Raw genomic sequence first — 18,667 nt, forward strand, 5'->3', positions numbered from 1 at the left:
GGCGGTCGGCTGGAAGGTCCAGTACGCCGGGTCGGTCGAGATGCAGAAACGCCTTACCCCGCACGGCCACTTCGCCGTTCGTGGTGCGCTTCCGCGCAAGCTCGTGAAGCAGGTTGCGGCGGCCACGTACCACCAGGTGTGGTGGCCGGCCCACGACCGGCTCGTCTACGACCCGGACGGCGAGGTCCCGACCTGGGATCCGGACGCGCTGACCTACCGCGACCCCGACACGGGTGCGGCGCTGCCGACCTGGGATGAGGCGCTGGATGCGATCGAGGACGACGAGGACGCCGAACCGGCCCACGTCGCGCGGCTCGGCACCGTCGACGTGAAGGGTGTACGCGGCGGGTCGAAGGATGCGGAGAAGACGGTCCGCTACATCACCAAGTACATCGCCAAAGACATCACCGACGCCGTGACGCCCGGCTCCCGGGCGCAGGAAGACCACATGGCCAGGCTCGCCACCGAGCTGCAAATCCTGCCCTGCTCGCCCACGTGCGCGAACTGGCTGCTCTACGGCGTGCAGCCCAAGAGCGCCAAGGCAACCCTGCGGGCCGGTCGGTGCAAGGGGAAAGTGCACCAGCGGCGCACCCTCGGCTTCACCGGCCGACGGGTGCTGGTCTCTCGGCAGTGGTCGAACAAGACCCTGGCCGACCACCGGACCGATCGGAAGGCGTGGGTACGGGCGTTGCTCGCGCTTTCGGCAAGCGGCAACGACGGCCAGGCGGTCACCGCCAACGAGGGCCAGGCGGACGGGGCCGATCGGTACGAATACGAGCTGGCGTCCCGCGACGACCCCGACGTACCACCGCCACACGTGCACTTCCTGCGCAAGATCGCCGAACGACAACAGTGGCAAGCGCAACGGGACGCGGCGATACAGCGGCTCCAACAGGTTTCGGCAACGAAAACCCATGCGGCGTAAGGGATCCAGGGAGGATCGCGTGACCACGCAAGACATCGTCCGGATCGAACGGGCCTGGTCGATCCACGATGTGGCCGACTACCTACAGGTGCCGGTCGAGACGCTGCGGACGTGGCGGAAGAAGCGCACCGGCCCGCCGGCGCGACGCTGCGGCAAGCACCTCCGGTACGACCCGGACGCCGTTCGCGCCTGGCTCAACACCGGCGACGCGGCATAGGGGAGGCAGGGCATGGCGCACATCGAAGACCGCTGGTTCAAGCCCAAGAGGGACGCGAACGGACGCCTCGTCCTGGACGCCAAAGGAAAGCGGATCCTCGAACCAACCTCACGCCACAAGACCGGCGACCGGTACCGGGTCCGGTACATCGATCCGTTCGGCAACGAGAAGAGTCGGTCGTTCCCCGACGGGAAGAAGCGTGCGGCTGAGAGCTTCCTGGTCGAGGTCGAGTCGAACAAGATGCGGGGCAACTACGTCGACCCTGATGCCGGCCGGATCACGTTCCGCGAGTATGCCGAGTCGTTCCTACGGACCTACGTCGCTGATGAGTCGACGCGGCAGCAAGCTGAGAGCCGCGTACGGAAGCACTTGTATCCGTACTTCGGTCACCGGATGCTCAAGTCGATCTCGCCTGGTGTCGTTCGTGAGTGGAGCTACGACGGATCGAACGGGCTCGCGGAGTCAACCCATGGGCTGAACTTCGCGAGCCTGAAACAGATCCTCGGTGCTGCGGTGGACGACGGCCGCATTCCGACGAACCCGTGCCTGGCGAAGTCCGTCAAGACGCCTCGCCCGCAGGCAAAGCAGATCGTGCCTTGGGAGTTCTCCCGCGTCCGGGCAGTGCGGTCGGCTCTCGATGAGCGGTACAGACTCATGGTCGACATCGGCGCGGGCTGTGGGCTGCGACAGGGTGAGATCTTCGGCCTGGCGGTCGACGACATCGACGTTGATGGCGGCTGGCTGTACGTCCGGCGGCAGGTCAAGTTGGTTCGCAGCAAGCGGGTATTCGGTCTCCCGAAGAACGACCGGGAGCGGCGGGTACCGCTTTCGGCAACGATCGGTAATGAGCTGGACGAGTACGTGAAGACGGACAGGTACGCCCCAGTCGAGGTCACCTTGCCGTGGGAGAGCCCGACGAGCGAGGAGACGCGGACGGAAAGGCTGATCTTCACGACCCGCCGGCGGACTGCGCACAGGCGGGAGATGTTCAACGATGTCGTCTGGCATCCGGCGCTGAAGGCGGCAGGCGTCGAGCGGCGGCGGGAGAACGGGATGCACGCCCTGCGGCACTTCTACGCCTCAGCGCTGCTGGACGCGGGCGAGAACATCAAGGCGCTGTCGGCGTACCTGGGGCACCACGACCCCGGCTTCACGCTGCGGACCTACACCCACCTCATGCCGGCGAGCGAGGACCGCACCCGCCGCGCCATCGAGAGGCTGTTCGGCCAAGCGGCGGGAGACGGCCCAGAGACGGCCCCACGGGCGGCGTAAGTGGTGTTTGCCGAGGTCAAAGCCTAGTTTCCAATACTTTGGGTACAAGTAGCGCGGTCAGACCGGGAGCGGGCGGTCGTGGACCACGTGCTTCATCACCAGCGTGGAGCTGAGGCGCTGGACGCCGGGCAGGGTGGCGAGGCGCTCGTCGTACAGGCGCTGGAAGGCGGGCAGGTCGGCGGCGACCACGCGCAGCAGGTAGTCGGGGTCGCCGAACAGCCGCTGGGCCTGGAGTACCTGGGGGATGTCGGTGAGGGTGTGCTCGAACGCGGCGACCGTGTCGCGGTCCTCCTGCCGCATCGTGACGAACACCAGCGCCTCGAACGTGAGGCCGAGGACGTCGGCGTTCAGGACGGCGCGGTAGCCGCTGATCGCGCCGGACCGTTCGAGTTCGCGGAGGCGGCGGTGACAGGGGGAGAGGCTGAGCCGCACCCGGGCGGCGAGTTCGGTGACGGTCAGCCGGCCGTCGGTCTGCAGCTCGGCAAGGATCTTCCGGTCCACCTCGTCCATGTCGAAGATCCTCCCTCACACGGGCGCTGACCTGCCAATACTTGGAAACACCTCCGGGCCGGGCGGCACTAATCTTCCGGCGGACCCGCTCCGCACACCCCGAGGACGCCCGATGACCGCCAGTTCCCTGACCGCCTTCTGGGCGGTGTCCGTCCTGCTCGTCCTGGTGCCCGGCGCCGACTGGGCGTACGCGATGACGGCGGGGTTGCGGGACCGGTCGGTGCTGCCCGCGGTCGGCGGCCTGCTCCTCGGGTACGTGGGGCTGACGGCGGTCGTCGCGGTCGGCGTGGCGGCCGTGCTGGCCCGTACTCCCGTGGTGTTGACGGTGCTGACCGTGCTGGGCGCCGTCTACCTGGTGGGGTTGGGGGTGCACACCCTGGCCCGACCCGGCGGTACGCCCGAGCTTGCGGGTGCGGCGCCGGCGGCGTGGCGCCGGCAGGTGGTGCGGGGCGCCGGCGTGAGCGGGCTCAACCCCAAGGCGTTGCTGCTGTTCCTGGCGCTGCTGCCGCAGTTCGTGGACCGTACGGGTGGGTGGCCGCCGGCGGTGCAGATCGGCGCGCTCGGGCTGGTGCACATGGCGACCTGCGGCGTGGTGTACGTGTGTGTCGGTGTCCTCGCCCGCACCATCCTGCGCGCCCGCCCGGCCGCGGCCCGGGTCGTCACCCGGATCTCCGGCGCCGCGATGGTCGTGATCGGCGCCCTGCTGCTCGCCGAACGCCTCGCCGCCCTGCGCTGAGCCGCCGCCGCCACACGTCTCGCCGCTGCCGGGCCGGTCGCCGCCGCCACACGTCTCGCCGGTGCCGAGCCGGCCCGTTCCCGGTCCGCGTACGTCGTTCGTCCGGTTGTTGATCACGGATGGCGAAACGAAAGTTGCGAATTGTGGCCGTACTCGTGTCATGACGCGCGCCCGAGTCCGTCGCAAGGGTGGATGTGGGAGGTAGCGCGATGGAACGGGCAGAGGCACTGAAGGTGTTGCGTACGCACCACGCGATGGGTGCTCCGTACGAGCGGCTCGTGTGTTGCGTCGAACGGGAGGAGTGGCCGTGCGAGATGGTGCAGGAGGCGAGAGTGGTGGTGCCGCCGGTGCCGCCACGGTGGCGCGGCGTGGACCTCGGCGTGCGTGGTGCGGCGTGGCTCTGATCTCCGGCGTACGACCGGTCGTGGGCGACCTGGTGCTCATGCCGCGCTGGCTGGCTCCCAGCCCGACCTGGTTCCGGGTGCTGGGCGTACGGCCGCCGGTCGGTGCGGTGCCCGGTTGGTGCCACCTCGACGGGTACCTGATCCTGCCGGACGGCCGACAGCGGCTCGGCAGCCACTTCGTCCCGATCGCCGCGCTGGTCGTCGACCGGAGCTAGGGCGTGTCTGCGCGGGTTGCCGGCCGGCTGTGCCGTTCGCCGCCGCGCCGCGTTGTCGGCACGGGCGCGTACGCCACCGGTGTGCACTCGTACCTCCGCCTTGTGAGGCAACGAACGGGCTCCGGCTCGCTCCACCGAAGACACGCCCGAGAACCCTTTCGTACCAACGGAAACGCCTCGCGCAGCCGCGGCGGTCAGCGGCCCACCGCGTACCCCTGGGCGCCGCGCGGGTTGGCCGCGGCGCGCAGGAACCCGGTACCCGGGGCGGCCGGTGCGGGGCGCCAGCCGGGGTCGCGGGCGACCGCCGACAGCCGCCCGAGCGACCAGCCGTCCTGCGGTTCGACGAGGTGGCCGCGCCGGCGCAGGTCGGCGACGACCGCGGCGTCGGTACGGTCCTCGACGAGCAGTACGCCGGGGCGGGATCCCCGTGGCCAGAACGAACTCGGCACGTGCAGCGAGTGGAACATCGGCGCGTCGATCGCCTCCTGGAGGCCGAGCCCGCGGTGCAGTACGGACAGCAGGAACGTGACCGACCACTGGTCCTGCTGGTCCCCGCCCGGTGTACCGAACGCGAGCCAGGGCCGACCTTCGCGCAGCGCGTACGAGGGGGAGAGGGTGGTGCGCGGTCGGGCGCCGGGGCGCAGCGAGGCGGGCGGGCCGTCGCGCAGCCAGCACATCTGCGCCCGGGTGCCGAGGCAGAAGCCGAGGTCGGGGATGGTCGGCGAGGACTGGAGCCAGCCGCCGCTCGGCGTCGCGGACACCATGTTGCCCCACCGGTCGACGACGTCGAGATGGCAGGTGTCGCCCCGGACCCGGCCGTCCGTACCGGTCCGCTCGTGTCCATCGTGGACGGACACGGTCGGCTCGCCGACGCCGGAGAGGACGCCACTGCGCGGATCCACCGGTACCGGGCCCGGCGGGTGCGGCAGCACCGGAGTGCGGCCGTCGGGGTCGCCGGGGCGCAGCTCCAGGCTGGCCTCCGCGCCGATCAGCGCCCGCCGCCGGTCGTTGTACGCGTCGGACAGCAGCGTCGCCAGCGGCACGTCGGCGTACCGCGGGTCGCCGTACCACGCCTCGCGGTCGGCGAACGCCAGCTTCGCCGCCTCCGTCACCGTGTGTACGAACTCGGCCGGCGACGCGGCGGCCAGGTCGTACCCCTTCAGCAGCGCGAGCTGTTGCAGGAACGCCGGACCCTGGCCCCACGGCCCGGTCTTGCACACCGTGACCCCGTGGTAGTCGTACGTCGCGGGCTCCTCGACGGTGGCCCGCCAGGACGCCAGGTCGTCGCCGGACAGCAGGCCGCCATGCTCCCGCCCGGACGTGTCGCGCCAGCCGCGTCCCGCGCAGAACTCCGCGATCCGCTCCGCCACGAACCCCTCGTACCAGGCGCGGCGGGCGGCCTCGATCTCCGCCGACCGGTCCGGCCCGTGCGCCTCCGCCTCCGCCACCACCCGCCGGTACGTCGCGGCCAGCGCCGGGTTCGTCAGCCGCGCACCGGCCGCCGGTACCGCGTCGCGGGGCAGCCAGGTGGCGGCCGAGGTGGGCCAGTCGGCGCGGAACATGTCGGCCACGGTGCCGATCGCGGTGTGGATCTGGTCCAGCACCGGCACCCCGCGCTCGGCGTACGCGAGGGCGGGGGCGAGGACGTCGCGCAGCCGCCAGGTGCCCCAGCGGTCGAGCATCAGCAGCCACCCGCCGAACGCCCCCGGTACGGTGGCGGCGAGCAGCCCGGTGCCGGGCACCAGGTCCAGTCCGAGTTCCCGGTACGCGTCGACCGTCGCCGCGGCGGGCGTCACGCCCTGCCCGCACACCGTGGACACCCGCTGGTCGGACTCGCTCCACACCAGCGCGGGCACCTCGCCGCCGGGGCCGTTCAGGTGTGGTTCGGCGACCTGGAGGACGAATCCGGCGGTGACCGCGGCGTCGAACGCGTTGCCGCCGCGCTCCAGGACGCTCATGCCCGCCGCGGACGCGAGCCAGTGCGTACTGGCCACCATGCCGTGGTCGCCGGTCAGTTCGGGCCGGGTGGTGGACATGTGGCGGCTCCTCTCGGTCGGCGCGGCCGACGGCGGCCGGTGTCGCGGTCGGTGGCGGCGCCGGACATCGCGCGGCGCACGCCGTCGTCCGGCCGGCCCGTGAAGGGCGCCACCGCGGGTACGCCGCCACCGCACGGTACCCGGGTGGATGCGTTACGGTCATCGACGACCATGCCGCAGCGAAGCCGGTGCGAACCCGGCGCTGTCCCGCAACTGTGATGCCCGATCCGTTCGGGCGAGCCAGGTCGCCTGCGGCAGGGATCGCGACACCGCGCTTGCGAGGAACGGGCGCCCGCGGACAGATCCCCTGTCGGCGTCAAGCCGTTCCCGACCGACAGGAGGACACATGACCCACGATCCAGCCCGCCCCGGCGTACGGCGCAGACGCGTCGCGCCGGCCCTCGCCGTACTGGCCGCGGCGGCGGTCGCGCTCGCCGGATGCGGCTCGTCCGGCGGGAGGTCCGGCGCGTCGGCGACGCCGACGGCGGGCGGGAAGTACCCGGTGACGGCGGGGTCGACCACCGTCGACGCGCGCCCGAAGACGATCGTCTCGCTGTCCCCCACCACCACCGAGATGCTGTACGCGATCGGCGCCGGTGACCAGGTGAAGGCCGTCGACGACCAGTCCAACTACCCGGCCGACGCGCCGCGTACCAAGCTGTCCGGGTTCAAGCCGAACGTCGAGGCGATCGCCGGCTACGACCCCGACCTGGTCGTCCTGTCGTACGACACGAACAACGTGGTCGCGGGCCTGAAGAAGCTCAAGATCCCGGTGTACGTGGCGAACGCGGCGACCACGCTGGACGACAGCTACCGCGAGATCACCGATCTGGGCGCGCTGACCGGACACGCCGACGGCGCCACGAAGACCGTGTCCGGCATGAAGACCGGCATCGCGAAGGCCGAGAAGGGCCTGCCCAGGCGCAAGCTCTCGTACTACTACGAGCTGGACCCTGAGCTGCACACCGCCACGTCGAAGACGTTCGTGGGTGCGCTGTTCGCGCCGCTCGGGCTGACGAACGTCGCCGACAAGGCGGACAAGGGCGGCACCGGATACCCGCAGCTGTCGAAGGAGTACCTGCTGAAGTCGGACCCGGACCTGGTGTTCCTGGCCGACACGAAGTGCTGCGCGGCGAACGCGGCGAGCCTCGCCAAGCGTCCCGGCTGGTCGACCCTCGGCGCCATCAAGGACAAGCACGTGTACCCGCTGAACGACGACGTCGCGTCCCGCTGGGGGCCGCGCGTGGTGTCGCTCGTACAGGCCGCGGCGAACGCGGTCAAGGCGGTCCCCGCGACGTGACGAGTCGGCTGCGGCCCCGGTGGGTGCTCACCGGCCTGCTCGCGGTACTGGTGGCCCTGGTCGCCGGCCTCGCGTTCGGCCCGGTGTCGCTGCCACCGCTCGACGTGGTGACGGACCTGCTGCACCACGTACCGGGGCTGCGCGTGCCGACGGCGCTGCCGCCGCGGGACGACGCGATCCTCGTCCAGCTCCGGCTGCCCCGGGTCGTACTCGGGCTCCTGGTGGGGTCGATGCTGTCGCTCGCCGGCGGCGCGTACCAGGGCGTGTTCCGCAACCGGCTGGCCGATCCGTACATGCTGGGGGTGGCGGCGGGCGCGGGGCTCGGCGCCACCAGCGTGATCATCTTCGGCCCGCGGACCGCCCTGTCCTCCCCGGTACTCGTCCCGCTGGCGGCGTTCACCGGCGCGCTCGCCGCCGTCGCGGTCACGTACCTGCTGGGCATGGCGGGGGCGCGGGAACGCACCACGGCGACGCTGCTGCTGGCCGGTGTCGCCGTCGCCGCGTTCTGCACGGCGGTGCAGACGTTCCTGTTGCAGCAGCACACCGAGGAGATCCAGGAGGTCTACTCCTGGATCCTCGGCCGGCTCACCACCTCCGGCTGGCACGAGGTCCTGATCCTCCTGCCGTACGCGGTGGTCGCGTCCGCGGTCGTGCTGTCGCAGCGCCGCGCGCTGGACGTGCTGAGCGTCGGCGACGAGGAGGCGGCGAGCCTCGGCCTGCACCCGCGCCGGGTCCGCCTGGTACTCGTGGTCGCGGCCGCGCTCGGCGCCGCCGCGGCGGTCGCGGTGAGCGGCCTGATCGGCTTCGTGGGGATCATCGTGCCGCACGCCGTACGGTTGCTCGCCGGGCCGAGCTACCGGGTGATCCTGCCGCTGTCGTTGCTGTTCGGCGGGGCGTTCCTGGCGCTGGCGGACCTGCTGGCGCGGACCGTGATGTCGCCGGCGGAGATCCCGATCGGCGTGGTCACCGCGTTCTTCGGCGCACCGTTCTTCCTGCTCGTACTCCGGTCGGGCCGGCGGGCCGCACCGTGACCGGGCCGAGCCTCGTCGCCGCCCGCGGCATCGGCGTACGGGTGGGTGCCGCGCGGCTGCTCGGCGACGTCGACCTCGACGTACCGGAGGGCGGGTGGTTGACGGTCATCGGGCCGAACGGTGCGGGCAAGTCGACGCTGTTGCGGGCGCTCGCCGGGCTGGTGCCGCACGAGGGCACGGTGACGGTGGCGGGGGAGCAGGTCGACCGGCTGCACCGGCGGCAGCGCGCCCGGCTGATCGCCCTCGTGCCGCAGAACCCCGTCGTACCACCGGGAATGTCGGTGCTGGACTACACGCTGCTGGGGCGCACGCCGTACATCGCGCCGCTGGCGGTGGAGGGTGCCGCCGATCTCGCCGCGGCCCACGCCGTACTCGATCGCCTCGACCTGACCGGCTTCGCCGACCGTACGCTCGACACGCTGTCCGGCGGTGAACGCCAGCGCGTGTACCTGGCGCGGGCGCTCGCGCAGGGTGCCCGGCTGCTGCTGCTCGACGAGCCGACGAGCGCCCTGGACATCGGCCACCAGCAGGACGTCCTCGAACTCGTGGACGAGCTGCGTACGGCCGAGCACGCGCCGTTGACGGTGCTCGCGACGATGCACGAGCTGTCCGTGGCCGGCGAGTACGCGGACCGGATCCTGTTGCTGGCCGCCGGCAGTGTGGTCGCCACCGGTACGCCGGACGAGGTGCTGACCGAGGAGCTGCTCGCGCACCACTACCGCGCGCGGGTCCGCGTGGTCCCCGGCGAGCGCGGCCCCCTCGTCGTCCCGGTACGCCGCCGCTGACGCACCGTGGGTGCACGCCCACCGAGCGGGTTTCCGTTGCCCGGTCGGGCATCCGGTTCCGGGCGCCTTCTCCGGGTCGTACCGGGCATCGTGGTTTCCCTTGTACTGTCGGGAATCCGGGCTTCGGCCGGGGCGCCCGCATCGTGGGTTCGGTCGGGTTTCGGTTGCCCGGTAAGGCATTTCCGTGCCGTACCGGGGGTGGGGCACCGAGGCTGAGGCTGGGAAGCGCGCCGGTACGTGCCCCGGGTCACGGTGGTCCCGCGAAACCGGGCGCTGGCACGAAACGTGGATTCGCCGTACGCGCCGCCGCACGACGATGGGGGCACAGCGGATGACCGATGAGCGAGGTGCACGATGACCGCCAAGCAGACGAAGACCGCATCCAGCCACCGCAGCATCCGGATGGCGCCCGCGGTCCCGCGGTCCCGCGGCGGCGCCACCCCCTCCTCGCCCACGCCGTACGAGTCGCGCCGCGCGCTGGAGTTCTCCGCCGGCGGGTACATCTGGCGCTAGCCGTTGCGGCCCAACGCTTCTGAACGTCGCTCCGCCCCGCGGGACCTTCTGCGGTCCCCGGTCCGGCTGGCGGATTGACGGCGGCCCTGCCGGTCAGGCCGGGCGACGGACGCCGTTGACGGCGTAGTCCCAGACACCGCCGTCGATGGCCTCGCGGGCCAGGTCGAGGTGCCCGGTGTGGGCGGCGTTGTCGTTGAGCAGGTGCACGAGCACCCCGCGTACGGTGTCCTGCCGGTAACCGCCCCAGGCACCCTCCGGCCACCAGCCCGGCGCGTCGCCACTGGCGATCCGGGCGACCGCGGCGCACCCGCGGGCGGTGTCGTCGCGCAACCGGGCCAGGAGTTCCGGGAACGACAGGTCCGGATCGTTGTCCCACTCGTCGTCCCCGCGGAACTCCATCGGGTTACCGGCAATCACGTGGTGCAGCCAGAACCAGGTCGAGTCGCGTACGTGCCCGACCAGCCCGGCGATCGTCCAGCCGGACGGCGCCGCCGGGGTACGTACCTGGGCCTCGGTCAGCCCGTCGGCGGAGCGGCAGATGCGTTCGGTGGAGTTCGTGATCCAGTCGAGGAGTTCGGTGGTGACCGGGTCGGGCTCGCGTCGCTGCTGTGTCATGCCCGTACGTCGGAGCGGGGGCAGCCGCTTCGACACCACCGTTCGAGAGGTTTCCGGGCCAGCCCGCGTTCGCGATCGGCCAGGATGCGGACGGGTGATGTCGAGAACCCGGCGGCCGGCTCCGACGTGATGATGGAGGCGAGCCTCCCACCAGACCCGACGGCGTCGAGGAGCAGTCATGAAGTACCTCATTTTGATCCACTCGAACCCGCAACCGTGGGGCCACCCCACGGCGGAGTACCTGCCCGAGCACCAGGCGCTGCCGGAGGACCAGCGCGCGCGGCTGAACAAGGACTTCGAGGACGGGTTCGCCGAGGTGATCGAGCGCGGCGAGCTGGTGCACGCCGAGGCGCTCGGCGCGCCGACGACCGCCCGGCTGTTCCGCTGGAAGGAGGGCGACCGGATCGTCACGGACGGGCCGTACGCGGAGAGCAAGGAGCATTTCGCCGGGTTCTTCCTGATCGACGTGGAGACGCAGGAACGCGCCGAGCAGATCGCCGCGCTGTTCTCCGGTCCCGGCGAGACCGTCGAGCTGCGGCCGGTGATGGCCGGCGGCCCGGAGGACTGAGCGCGATGGCCGGGGCGTGCGGCGGCGGGAGGTACCCGCACCTGCTCGCCGCGCTGCCCGGCGCTCGACCGGAGATCCAGCGGTCACGTTTCCGCCCGCCGTCTCGTCCATCCCGCGACGACACGACGAGAGGCGGACACGATGACACGGCGCACGGTGGTACTGGGAGCGGGGTACGCGGGGTTGGCGGCGGCGACCGGGATCGCCCGCCGGACCAGGGACGTCGAGGTCCAGCTGGTCGACGCGAACCCGCACTTCGTGGAACGGGTCAGGCTGCACGAGCTGGCGGCCGGCAGCGGCACCGCCGAGCGGCCGCTGGGCCGGATCCTCGCCGGCACCGGGATCCGCGCCCGTACCGGCCGGGTCGAGTCGCTCGACCTGCCCCGCGGTGAGGTCGTACTCGCCGGCGGTGACCGGATCGGCTACGACGACCTGGTGTACGCGCTGGGCAGCCGTACCCGGGTGGACCACGTGCCGGGCGTCGCCGGGCACGCGTACACGCTGGACGGGCCGGGGATCGGCGGGCGTGGCGCGCGCGGGCTGGCCGAGGCGCTGCGGACCGCGCGGACCGTGGTGGTGTGCGGCGGCGGGCTCACCGGCATCGAGGCCGCCAGCGAGATCGCCGAGTCGTACCCGGGGGTCGACGTGACGCTCGCGACCCGCGGCACCCTCGGCCCGGTACTCACCGACCGCGGCCGCGCGCACGTGCGTACGGTGCTGGGCCGGCTCGGTGTCCGCGTCCTGGAGGGCGCGACGGTCGCCGAGGTCACACCGTCCACAGTGGAACTCGCGGACGGTACGACGCTGCCGTCGGACGCGACCGTCTGGTGCGGATCCTTTGCGGCGTCACCGATCGCGGCCGCCGCGGGTCTCGCCGTCGACGACGGCGGGCGGGTCCTCGTCGACGAGACGCTGCGTTCCACCACCCACCCCGAGGTGTACGCGGCGGGCGACGGCGCCGCCGTCCGGATGCCCTGGGGTACGCCGCGGATGTCCTGCCAGGCCGGACTCCCGATGGGCCTGCACGTGGCGGAATCGTTGGCGCGCACCGTGTCCGGCCGCGCGGCGCGGACCTACCAGTACCGGTTCATGGATCTGTGCGTGAGCCTCGGCCGGCGCGACGGGCTGATCGAACTGCTGCACTCCGACGACTCGCCGGCCCGGGTACTGCTCACCGGCCGCTCCGCCGCGCGCTTCAAGGAGTACGTGTGCCGGGCCGCGTCGTGGGCCGCCCGCCGCGGACCCCGCGTCTCCGCCCGCTCGCTCTACCCGCGGGCCGACGTACCGACGAGCGACACCACGCTGGCCACCCTGCGCGCCGCCCGCGCCACGGCACGCTGAGCCCGCGCGTACCCCGGCGGGTGGCTGCACCCGCCGGGGCGTGGCCGGTCAGACCGCGGCGGGCTCGGTGAGCGGGGCCGGCAGCGGCGCCGAGTGCAGGACGACGAGCCGGGACACCGCACGGGTGAGCACCACGTAGAGCCGGTGCAGCCCGCGCGGCTCGGCGGCGACGATGTCCGCCGGCTCCAGCACCACGACATGGTCGTACTCCAGGCCCTTGGCCATCGTGGCCGGGACCACCGTGACCCGCTCGGCCGCATCCAGGTCGTCCACCGCGGCGTACGCGATGCCGGCCGCGGCGAGCGCCGCACCGCACGCGGCGACCGCGGCGTCCGGCGCGATCACGCCCACCGAACCCTCCTCGGCCAGCGCTTCCCGTACGGCGGCGGGCAGGTCGGCGGTCGCGTCCGCGCTCGGCCGTACGGCGAGGGTGCCGTCGGCGCGCAGCGACGTGGCCGGCGGTACGTCCACCTCCAGCGCCGGTACGAGCCGGTTCGCCAGGTCCAGCACCGCGCCCGGCACCCGGAACCCGGTGGTCAACGCGACCACCTCGGTCGCCGGCTTTCCCAGGTACGCAAGGGAATCCGCCCATCGCGCGGCGGCCCACGGCGTGGTCCCCTGCGCCAGATCCCCGAGTACGGTGAGGGATCCGTGCTCGCTGCGGCGTGCCACCGCGCGGCACTGCATCGCGGACAGGTCCTGCGCCTCGTCCACCACGACGTGCCCGTAGCTCGCGGTCCGCTCGACGAGACCGGCGGCCTCGTCCACGAGTACGGCGTCGGCGGCGGTGAACTTCGCGGCCTTCGGCGCCTTGTCCAGCCGCAGCGTACGCAGCGGCGCCGGCCAGGCGATGGCGTCCTGCTCCTCCTCGGTCAGCAGGCCGGATGCCGCGCGGGACAACAGATCCCGGTCGCCGAGCAGCCGCGCCACCAGCGCCGCCGGGTCCACCGACGGCCAGCACGTGTCGAGGAACTCGCGCACCGGCGCGGACCGCCCGACCTTGCGCAGCCACGCCTCGCCGGGCGACTCGCCGCGCGCCTCGGCCTGCCGGCGCAGCCCGCTCGCCACCCGCGCCCGTACCCGTTCCCGACCCGTCGCGTACGGCAGGCCCTCGCGGCGCGCGTCGTCGATGATGCGGCGCAACGCCTCCGCCGACAGCCGCCAGCGCGCCGAACCGTCCGACACCACGACCGGCTCCTCGGGCCGCACGAGCATCCCGTACAGCGCGCGGTGCAGTACGTCGGCCATCCGCGCGTCGTGCTTCACCCGCGCCGCGACCGCCGTGTCCACCGCCCGCACCGGTACGTGCGCGACCAGCCCGTCCACCGTGTGCTGGTGCACGTCCAGCTCGCCGAGGGCGGGCAGCACCGCCGCGATGTACCCGAGGAAGGCGGTGTTGGGTCCGACGACGAGGACGCCCGCGCGGCGCAGCTTCTCCCGGTGGTTGTAGAGCAGGAACGCGGCGCGGTGCAGGCCGACCGCGGTCTTCCCGGTGCCGGGCGCGCCCTGCACGCACAGCGACTCGGACAGGTCGGCGCGGACCAGGTCGTCCTGCTCGGGCTGGATCGTGGCGACGATGTCGCGCATCGGGCCGACGCGCGGGCGCTCGATCTCGCTGGTCAGGATGCGGCTGGCGGTGCCCAGCTCCTCGCCGTCGGTCAGGTGCTCGTCCTCGAAGCCGGTCAGCTCACCGGCCGCGAACCCGTACCGGCGGCGGCGCGCGACGCCCCGTGGATCGCGGGCGCTGGCCTGGTAGAAGGCCCGGGAGACCGGGGCACGCCAGTCGATGACCAGCGGTTCGCCGGTCTCGTCGGTGACGTGCCGCCGGCCGATGTGGAAGCTGGTACCGGCGTTGTCGGCGTGTTCGGTGCGGTCGGAGTGGTCGAGCCGGCCGAAGAACAGCGGCGTGTCCGGATCGTCGGCCAGCTCGGCGATGCGCCGGCTCAGCGCCACGCCCAGCGACTCGGCCGCGAACGGGTCGCCGCTGATCGTGTCGCCGGTCCGGTACAGCACCTCGGCGCGCTCCCGCATCCGGCGCAGCGACGCGCGGGACCGGTCGAGATGCGTACGCTCGGCCGCCAGTTCGGTGTCGAGATCGTCTGCGTGCAGGGTCATTCCACGCCCTCGAAACGGAATGGTCCCTGGCGAAGGTCGCAACCGGCCCGTGCGCCCCGGCGATTCCACCGGGTGACGCAGGAGCCCGTCCCTCCGCCGCCCGGCGCTCCGAGGCGTATCCGGCGGATGCCGCCGGCGCGGGCGTCGCCCAGGTACGCGACGCGGTCGGTGCCGTTCAACGGGTCGCGCGCCCACCGCGCGCAGTGCGCGAGTCTAACCCGCGCCCGCCGCACCGTCACTCCGATTGGCGGTACGCCGGGGCCGCGGCGGGCCCCGGCGTACCGGACGGGTCAGATCGTGCCGGACTGCCACCACCAGGCGCGGCCCAGTTCGGCGCGGCTGTCCACGTGCTGGTGGTCCTCCGTGTACGCCTCCAGGCCGGAGAAACCGGACGACTCGGCCTTCTGGTACAGCACCCGGTTGCCGACGGAGGCGGCGAGGTCGGCGGCCGTGCCGTACAGGTGCATGGAGTCGCTGGCGCCGCCGACGTCGGAGTTGTGCTGGATGCTGCGGAAGCCGGAGTTGACGGTGATCGGCACGTTGCCGATCTTCACCCGCACCGCCTCCAGCTTGTACATGAGCCGGCGCGCGTACTCCCTGGCGGTGCTGGCGCTGACCTTCCCGCCGTCGAACGTGCCGCTGATCCGGTCGGTGAACTCGGACCAGTCGAAGTGGACGGTCGACCCGTCGGACTGTTCCAGCGCGTTCAGCTTGGCCTGCGTGGCGGAGCCGGCGACGCCGTCCGCGGCCAGCCCGTACGCGGACTGGAAGCGCTTGACGGCGGCGGCGGTACCGGGGCCGAAGTCGCCGTCGACCGCCACGTACGTCTGGCTCGCGCCGCTCGCGGCCCAGCCGGCGACGCGGATCTGGAGTTCCTTGACGGCGGCGCCGGTGGAGCCCTGCTGGAGCGTGCCGCCCCACGGGTACGCCCCGGCAACGGCGCCGGCGACCAGCGGACCGGCGACGACACCGGCCGCCACCGCGACGCCGCCCCGGAGTACCTGTCTGCGGCTGATCCGGATCAGGGACATGTCGAACTCCTTCGGGAGAGGGGATCCCGGCCCCGCCCCGCGTACGCACCGGACGGGGCAGGTCGTTCCAGACATGGTTACTTATTTCGTAGCAGTACGCCAGGGGGAAGGAAACCTACTGAAAACGCCCGGTCCACCCTGCGCGGGGAGAGCGCGGTCACGCGGTTACTGTCGAGTCCGTGAGCGCGCCGCGGCGCCCCCGGGTGGGGCACATCGAGTTCCTGAACTGCCTGCCGATCTACTGGGGGCTGATGCGTTCCGGCGCGCTGGCCGACGTCGAGCTCACCAAGGCGCCGCCGGACGTGCTCAACGACAAGCTGGTCGCCGGCGACCTCGACATCGGCCCGATCAGCCTCGTCGAGTACCTGCGGCACGCGGACGAGCTGGTGGTGCTGCGGGACATCGCGGTCGGCAGCGACGGCCCGGTGCTGTCCGTCAACCTGGTGCACACCAGGCCGCTCGCCGAGCTGACCCGGGTCGCGCTCGGCTCCACCAGCCGTACCGGGGTGCTGCTCGCGCGCATCCTGCTCGCCGGCCGGTACGACAACACCCCGGAGTACTTCCGGACCGCGCCGGACCTGCCCGGAATGCTGCGTGAGGCGGACGGCGCGGTGGTCATCGGGGACGTGGCGCTCAAGGCGATGTCCGAGGGCGACCACGACGGCGTCACCGTCACCGACCTCGGCGCGGCGTGGCGGGAGTGGACCGGGCTGCCGATGGTCTTCGCCGTCTGGGCCGCCCGCCGGGAGTACGCGGCGGCCCATCCCGGCCTGGTGAAGGACGTGCACGAGGCGTTCGTCCGGTCGACCGAGCTGGCGCGGGCCGAACTGCCCGCCGTGGTCGCGTCCGCGGTGCGCTGGGAGCCGTTCGACACCGACCTGCTCGCCGAGTACTACCGGGCGCTGGACTTCTCGCTCGGCGACCGCCAGGTCGACGGGCTGCGCGAGTTCGCCCGCCGGGCCGCCGCGCTGGGCGAGGTACCGCCGCTGCCCGCCGACGGCCCCGTCTTCTTCGCCGCCTGACGCCGACAGTCCTTTCTGTCAGGACCTCGTGGGCTGGTGCGCCCACCAGTACGCCTCCAGGGGGCGGCGGGCCGGCGTCTTCGGGCCCTGCATGGCGTCCAGTTCGGCGCTCAGCGGCTTGCCGGGAACGTCCCAGTAGATCAGGTACACGTCGGCGGCGTGCGCGTCCGGATCGTTCGGCACTGCCCACACGATCATGGTGTCGCCGTTGCCGATCGTACTGTTGTCGACCGGCCGCGCGGACATCGTCACCTTCGGTACGTCGATCGCCTTGTTCCGGTCGAGGACGCTGTCGTACCGGCGGAACGTGACGGTGACCGGGCCGGTGCCCGTACCGGCGCCGACGGGGCCGTGGCAGGTGACCGCCTCCACCGCGCCGCGCGCCTCGATCTCGGTACGGCCGACCTTGCCGCAGGCGTCGAGGTCGTTCAGCCAGGGCCTGGCGAAGTCGGCCAGTGCCGCCGACGTGAAGACCTTCCGGTTCTTCTCGCCGCGGGCGGTGAGCCCGCTGTTGCCGTGGCCGACCCGCCAGCCCACGAGTACCGCGACGGCGGCGAGCACGACGGCCGCCGCCACCCAGGCCACCGGCCGTCGCCACCAGCTTCGTACCTCGTCACCCATACCCGTTACCTCACCACAAGCCGGCAGGAAGCGCCGGCCCGTACCGACGGGTGTTACAGGTTCTTGCCGAGCGTGCAGGAGGCTGTAACACTGGTCGCATGGACGTGCCGGGGAACGAGGGGCTGCTCGGCGAGGTCGCCGCGGCCGAGGAGGAGCTGCGCGCGGCCGCCGCCCGCGAGCGCGCCGACGGGGCGGACGTGGAGGCGCACTTCGCCGCCGTGATCGCCGCGGACCAGAAGATCGAGCCGCGCGACTGGATGCCCGAGGCGTACCGGAAGGGGCTGGTGCGGCAGATCGCCCAGCACGCGCACTCGGAGATCATCGGCATGCAGCCGGAGGGGAACTGGCTGACCCGGGCGCCGTCGCTCGCGCGCAAGGCGATCCTGCTGGCCAAGGTGCAGGACGAGGCCGGCCACGGCCTCTACCTGTACGCGGCGGCCGAAACCCTTGGCGTGCAACGGGACGAGCTGTACCGGATGCTGTTGTCGGGGCGGCAGAAGTACAGCTCGATCTTCAACTATCCGACGGTCACGTGGGCCGACGTCGGCGCGATCGGCTGGCTCGTGGACGGCGCCGCGATCGTCAACCAGGTGCCGCTCTGCCGCTGCTCCTACGGGCCGTACGCGCGGGCCATGATCCGGATCTGCAAGGAGGAGTCGTTCCACCAGCGACAGGGCTTCGACATCCTGTACACGCTGGCGCGCGGCACCGACGAGCAGCGCGCGATGGCGCAGGACGCCGTCGACCGCTGGTGGTACCCGAGCCTCGCGATGTTCGGGCCGCCGGACGCCGAGTCCACGCACTCGGCGCGCTCGATGGCCTGGAAGATCAAGCGGTTCAGCAACGACGAGCTGCGGCAGAAGTTCGTCGACATGACCGTGCAGCAGGCCGGCGTGCTCGGGCTGACCCTCCCCGACGACGCCCTGGCGTACGACGCCGGCAGCGGCCACTGGCGCTACACCGCGCCGGACTTCGCCGAACTGGCCGAGGTCATCGCCGGCAACGGGCCGTGCAACCGGCAGCGCATCGACCACCGGCGCCGGGCGTACGACGACGGCGCGTGGGTACGGGAGTCGGCCGCGGCGTACGCGGCGAAGCGGGCGAGGGAGGCGGTGCCGGCATGAGCGCGGACTGGCCGTTGTACGAGGTGTTCGTCCGGCCGCGGCGCGGGTTGTCGCACGGCCACGTCGGCAGCCTGCACGCGCCGGACGCCGAGATGGCGCTGCGCAACGCGCGCGACCTGTACACGCGGCGGCAGGAAGGCGTGTCGATCTGGGTGGTGCCGGCCACGGCGATCACCGCGTCCAGCCCGGACGAGAAGGACGCGTTCTTCGACCCGGCCGCCGACAAGGTCTACCGGCATCCGACGTTCTACCCGGTACCCGAGGGGGCCGAGCACCTGTGAGCGCA

The 18,667-nt window shown here is 72.4% G+C and carries 21 protein-coding genes and 1 riboswitch; of the genes, 15 read left to right on the forward strand and 6 right to left on the reverse strand.

Annotated elements, in window-relative coordinates:
* From Aru02nite_RS32200 to Aru02nite_RS32210, 3 genes are all read left to right on the forward strand, one after another.
* Positions 1–925, forward strand: a 925-nt coding sequence (locus tag Aru02nite_RS32200; RefSeq protein WP_373325032.1) for a replication initiator, incomplete at its 5' end; no start/stop codon positions are given.
* A gap of 19 nt (positions 926–944) precedes the next feature.
* Positions 945–1,142 (forward strand): helix-turn-helix domain-containing protein, encoded by a 198-nt coding sequence (locus tag Aru02nite_RS32205; RefSeq protein ID WP_239077081.1) that lies wholly within the window; start codon positions 945–947, stop codon positions 1,140–1,142.
* A 12-nt stretch (positions 1,143–1,154) separates the two neighbouring features.
* Complete coding sequence (locus Aru02nite_RS32210; protein WP_203663995.1) at positions 1,155–2,414, forward strand: tyrosine-type recombinase/integrase; 1,260 nt, start codon at positions 1,155–1,157, stop codon at positions 2,412–2,414.
* A 57-nt stretch (positions 2,415–2,471) separates the two neighbouring features.
* Here Aru02nite_RS32210 and Aru02nite_RS32215 read toward each other — a convergent pair whose 3' ends face one another.
* A complete protein-coding gene (locus Aru02nite_RS32215; protein WP_203663997.1) occupies positions 2,472–2,924 on the reverse strand; it encodes an Lrp/AsnC family transcriptional regulator in 453 nt (150 codons plus the stop codon).
* A 112-nt stretch (positions 2,925–3,036) separates the two neighbouring features.
* Between Aru02nite_RS32215 and Aru02nite_RS32220 the strand changes: the two genes are divergently transcribed.
* The 3 genes from Aru02nite_RS32220 (at position 3,037) to Aru02nite_RS32230 (ending at position 4,279) form a co-directional block, all read left to right on the forward strand.
* Positions 3,037–3,660, forward strand: a complete 624-nt coding sequence (locus Aru02nite_RS32220) for a LysE family translocator (RefSeq protein WP_203663999.1) — start codon at positions 3,037–3,039, stop codon at positions 3,658–3,660.
* Positions 3,661–3,869: 209 nt separating this feature from the next.
* A complete protein-coding gene (locus Aru02nite_RS32225; protein WP_203664001.1) occupies positions 3,870–4,064 on the forward strand; it encodes a hypothetical protein in 195 nt (64 codons plus the stop codon).
* Positions 4,055–4,279, forward strand: a complete 225-nt coding sequence (locus Aru02nite_RS32230; protein ID WP_203664002.1) for a hypothetical protein — start codon at positions 4,055–4,057, stop codon at positions 4,277–4,279. Before Aru02nite_RS32225 ends, Aru02nite_RS32230 begins: the two co-directional genes overlap by 10 nt.
* A gap of 194 nt (positions 4,280–4,473) precedes the next feature.
* Here the strand turns inward: Aru02nite_RS32230 and Aru02nite_RS32235 are convergent, their stop codons facing one another.
* Complete coding sequence (locus tag Aru02nite_RS32235; protein ID WP_203664003.1) at positions 4,474–6,315, reverse strand: gamma-glutamyltransferase family protein; 1,842 nt, start codon at positions 6,313–6,315, stop codon at positions 4,474–4,476.
* A 138-nt stretch (positions 6,316–6,453) separates the two neighbouring features.
* A riboswitch (cobalamin riboswitch) is annotated at positions 6,454–6,586 on the forward strand.
* 75 nt (positions 6,587–6,661) lie between these two features.
* On the opposite strand from Aru02nite_RS32235, the gene Aru02nite_RS32240 reads away from it, so the two are divergent.
* From Aru02nite_RS32240 to Aru02nite_RS32255, 4 genes are all read left to right on the forward strand, one after another.
* Entirely contained in the window at positions 6,662–7,615 is a 954-nt protein-coding gene (locus Aru02nite_RS32240) for an ABC transporter substrate-binding protein (RefSeq protein WP_203664004.1), read from the forward strand.
* Complete coding sequence (locus Aru02nite_RS32245; RefSeq protein ID WP_203664005.1) at positions 7,612–8,646, forward strand: FecCD family ABC transporter permease; 1,035 nt, start codon at positions 7,612–7,614, stop codon at positions 8,644–8,646. Before Aru02nite_RS32240 ends, Aru02nite_RS32245 begins: the two co-directional genes overlap by 4 nt.
* Positions 8,643–9,431, forward strand: a complete 789-nt coding sequence (locus Aru02nite_RS32250) for an ABC transporter ATP-binding protein (protein WP_203664006.1) — start codon at positions 8,643–8,645, stop codon at positions 9,429–9,431. Before Aru02nite_RS32245 ends, Aru02nite_RS32250 begins: the two co-directional genes overlap by 4 nt.
* A 354-nt stretch (positions 9,432–9,785) precedes the next feature.
* Positions 9,786–9,944: a hypothetical protein gene (locus Aru02nite_RS32255; RefSeq protein ID WP_203664007.1), complete on the forward strand. Its 159-nt coding sequence runs from the start codon at positions 9,786–9,788 to the stop codon at positions 9,942–9,944.
* Positions 9,945–10,037: 93 nt separating this feature from the next.
* On the opposite strand, the gene Aru02nite_RS32260 is transcribed toward Aru02nite_RS32255, so the two are convergent.
* Positions 10,038–10,559 carry a mycothiol transferase gene (locus Aru02nite_RS32260; RefSeq protein WP_203664008.1) on the reverse strand — a complete coding sequence of 174 codons (522 nt, stop codon included), beginning with the start codon at positions 10,557–10,559 and terminating at the stop codon, positions 10,038–10,040.
* 178 nt (positions 10,560–10,737) lie between these two features.
* Between Aru02nite_RS32260 and Aru02nite_RS32265 the strand changes: the two genes are divergently transcribed.
* Both Aru02nite_RS32265 and Aru02nite_RS32270 read left to right on the forward strand, forming a co-directional pair.
* On the forward strand, positions 10,738–11,127 hold the full coding sequence (locus tag Aru02nite_RS32265) for a YciI family protein (protein WP_203664010.1): 390 nt from the start codon (positions 10,738–10,740) through the stop codon (positions 11,125–11,127).
* Positions 11,128–11,268: 141 nt separating this feature from the next.
* Positions 11,269–12,468 (forward strand): NAD(P)/FAD-dependent oxidoreductase, encoded by a 1,200-nt coding sequence (locus Aru02nite_RS32270; RefSeq protein WP_203664011.1) that lies wholly within the window; start codon positions 11,269–11,271, stop codon positions 12,466–12,468.
* Between the two features lie 48 nt (positions 12,469–12,516).
* Here Aru02nite_RS32270 and Aru02nite_RS32275 read toward each other — a convergent pair whose 3' ends face one another.
* Together Aru02nite_RS32275 and Aru02nite_RS32280 are read right to left on the reverse strand one after the other, a co-directional pair.
* Positions 12,517–14,583 carry a HelD family protein gene (locus Aru02nite_RS32275; RefSeq protein WP_203664013.1) on the reverse strand — a complete coding sequence of 689 codons (2,067 nt, stop codon included), beginning with the start codon at positions 14,581–14,583 and terminating at the stop codon, positions 12,517–12,519.
* 290 nt (positions 14,584–14,873) lie between these two features.
* Entirely contained in the window at positions 14,874–15,614 is a 741-nt protein-coding gene (locus Aru02nite_RS32280; protein WP_203664015.1) for a D-Ala-D-Ala carboxypeptidase family metallohydrolase, read from the reverse strand.
* Positions 15,615–15,793: 179 nt separating this feature from the next.
* Here Aru02nite_RS32280 and Aru02nite_RS32285 point away from each other — a divergent pair, with 179 nt between their 5' ends.
* Entirely contained in the window at positions 15,794–16,636 is an 843-nt protein-coding gene (locus tag Aru02nite_RS32285) for a menaquinone biosynthetic enzyme MqnA/MqnD family protein (protein ID WP_203664017.1), read from the forward strand.
* Between the two features lie 18 nt (positions 16,637–16,654).
* Here Aru02nite_RS32285 and Aru02nite_RS32290 read toward each other — a convergent pair whose 3' ends face one another.
* Complete coding sequence (locus tag Aru02nite_RS32290) at positions 16,655–17,257, reverse strand: hypothetical protein (RefSeq protein WP_203664019.1); 603 nt, start codon at positions 17,255–17,257, stop codon at positions 16,655–16,657.
* Between the two features lie 98 nt (positions 17,258–17,355).
* On the opposite strand from Aru02nite_RS32290, the gene paaA reads away from it, so the two are divergent.
* Together paaA and paaB are read left to right on the forward strand one after the other, a co-directional pair.
* Entirely contained in the window at positions 17,356–18,381 is a 1,026-nt protein-coding gene (gene paaA, locus Aru02nite_RS32295) for a 1,2-phenylacetyl-CoA epoxidase subunit PaaA (RefSeq protein ID WP_203664021.1), read from the forward strand.
* The gene (gene paaB / locus Aru02nite_RS32300) at positions 18,378–18,662 is read left to right on the forward strand and encodes a 1,2-phenylacetyl-CoA epoxidase subunit PaaB (protein ID WP_203664023.1); all 285 of its coding nucleotides are present in this window, start codon (positions 18,378–18,380) and stop codon (positions 18,660–18,662) included. Before paaA ends, paaB begins: the two co-directional genes overlap by 4 nt.
* The last annotated feature ends 5 nt before the right edge of the window (positions 18,663–18,667 follow it).

The sequence above is a fragment of the Actinocatenispora rupis genome (genome assembly GCF_016861975.1).
GTDB classification, from domain to species: domain Bacteria; phylum Actinomycetota; class Actinomycetes; order Mycobacteriales; family Micromonosporaceae; genus Actinocatenispora; species Actinocatenispora rupis.

What these genes read in the sequence shown, in the direction of transcription:
- Aru02nite_RS32255 (WP_203664007.1), top strand. Translation starts at nt 9,786, where the DNA reads ATGACCGCCAAGCAGACGAAGACCGCATCCAGCCACCGCAGCATCCGG.
- Aru02nite_RS32270 (WP_203664011.1), top strand. Translation starts at nt 11,269, where the DNA reads ATGACACGGCGCACGGTGGTACTGGGAGCGGGGTACGCGGGGTTGGCG.
- paaB (WP_203664023.1), top strand. Translation starts at nt 18,378, where the DNA reads ATGAGCGCGGACTGGCCGTTGTACGAGGTGTTCGTCCGGCCGCGGCGC.
- Aru02nite_RS32290 (WP_203664019.1), bottom strand. Translation starts at nt 17,257, where the DNA reads ATGGGTGACGAGGTACGAAGCTGGTGGCGACGGCCGGTGGCCTGGGTG.
- Aru02nite_RS32215 (WP_203663997.1), bottom strand. Translation starts at nt 2,924, where the DNA reads ATGGACGAGGTGGACCGGAAGATCCTTGCCGAGCTGCAGACCGACGGC.
- Aru02nite_RS32210 (WP_203663995.1), top strand. Translation starts at nt 1,155, where the DNA reads ATGGCGCACATCGAAGACCGCTGGTTCAAGCCCAAGAGGGACGCGAAC.
- paaA (WP_203664021.1), top strand. Translation starts at nt 17,356, where the DNA reads ATGGACGTGCCGGGGAACGAGGGGCTGCTCGGCGAGGTCGCCGCGGCC.
- Aru02nite_RS32260 (WP_203664008.1), bottom strand. Translation starts at nt 10,559, where the DNA reads ATGACACAGCAGCGACGCGAGCCCGACCCGGTCACCACCGAACTCCTC.
- Aru02nite_RS32240 (WP_203664004.1), top strand. Translation starts at nt 6,662, where the DNA reads ATGACCCACGATCCAGCCCGCCCCGGCGTACGGCGCAGACGCGTCGCG.
- Aru02nite_RS32280 (WP_203664015.1), bottom strand. Translation starts at nt 15,614, where the DNA reads ATGTCCCTGATCCGGATCAGCCGCAGACAGGTACTCCGGGGCGGCGTC.
- Aru02nite_RS32220 (WP_203663999.1), top strand. Translation starts at nt 3,037, where the DNA reads ATGACCGCCAGTTCCCTGACCGCCTTCTGGGCGGTGTCCGTCCTGCTC.
- Aru02nite_RS32225 (WP_203664001.1), top strand. Translation starts at nt 3,870, where the DNA reads ATGGAACGGGCAGAGGCACTGAAGGTGTTGCGTACGCACCACGCGATG.
- Aru02nite_RS32275 (WP_203664013.1), bottom strand. Translation starts at nt 14,583, where the DNA reads ATGACCCTGCACGCAGACGATCTCGACACCGAACTGGCGGCCGAGCGT.
- Aru02nite_RS32235 (WP_203664003.1), bottom strand. Translation starts at nt 6,315, where the DNA reads ATGTCCACCACCCGGCCCGAACTGACCGGCGACCACGGCATGGTGGCC.
- Aru02nite_RS32265 (WP_203664010.1), top strand. Translation starts at nt 10,738, where the DNA reads ATGAAGTACCTCATTTTGATCCACTCGAACCCGCAACCGTGGGGCCAC.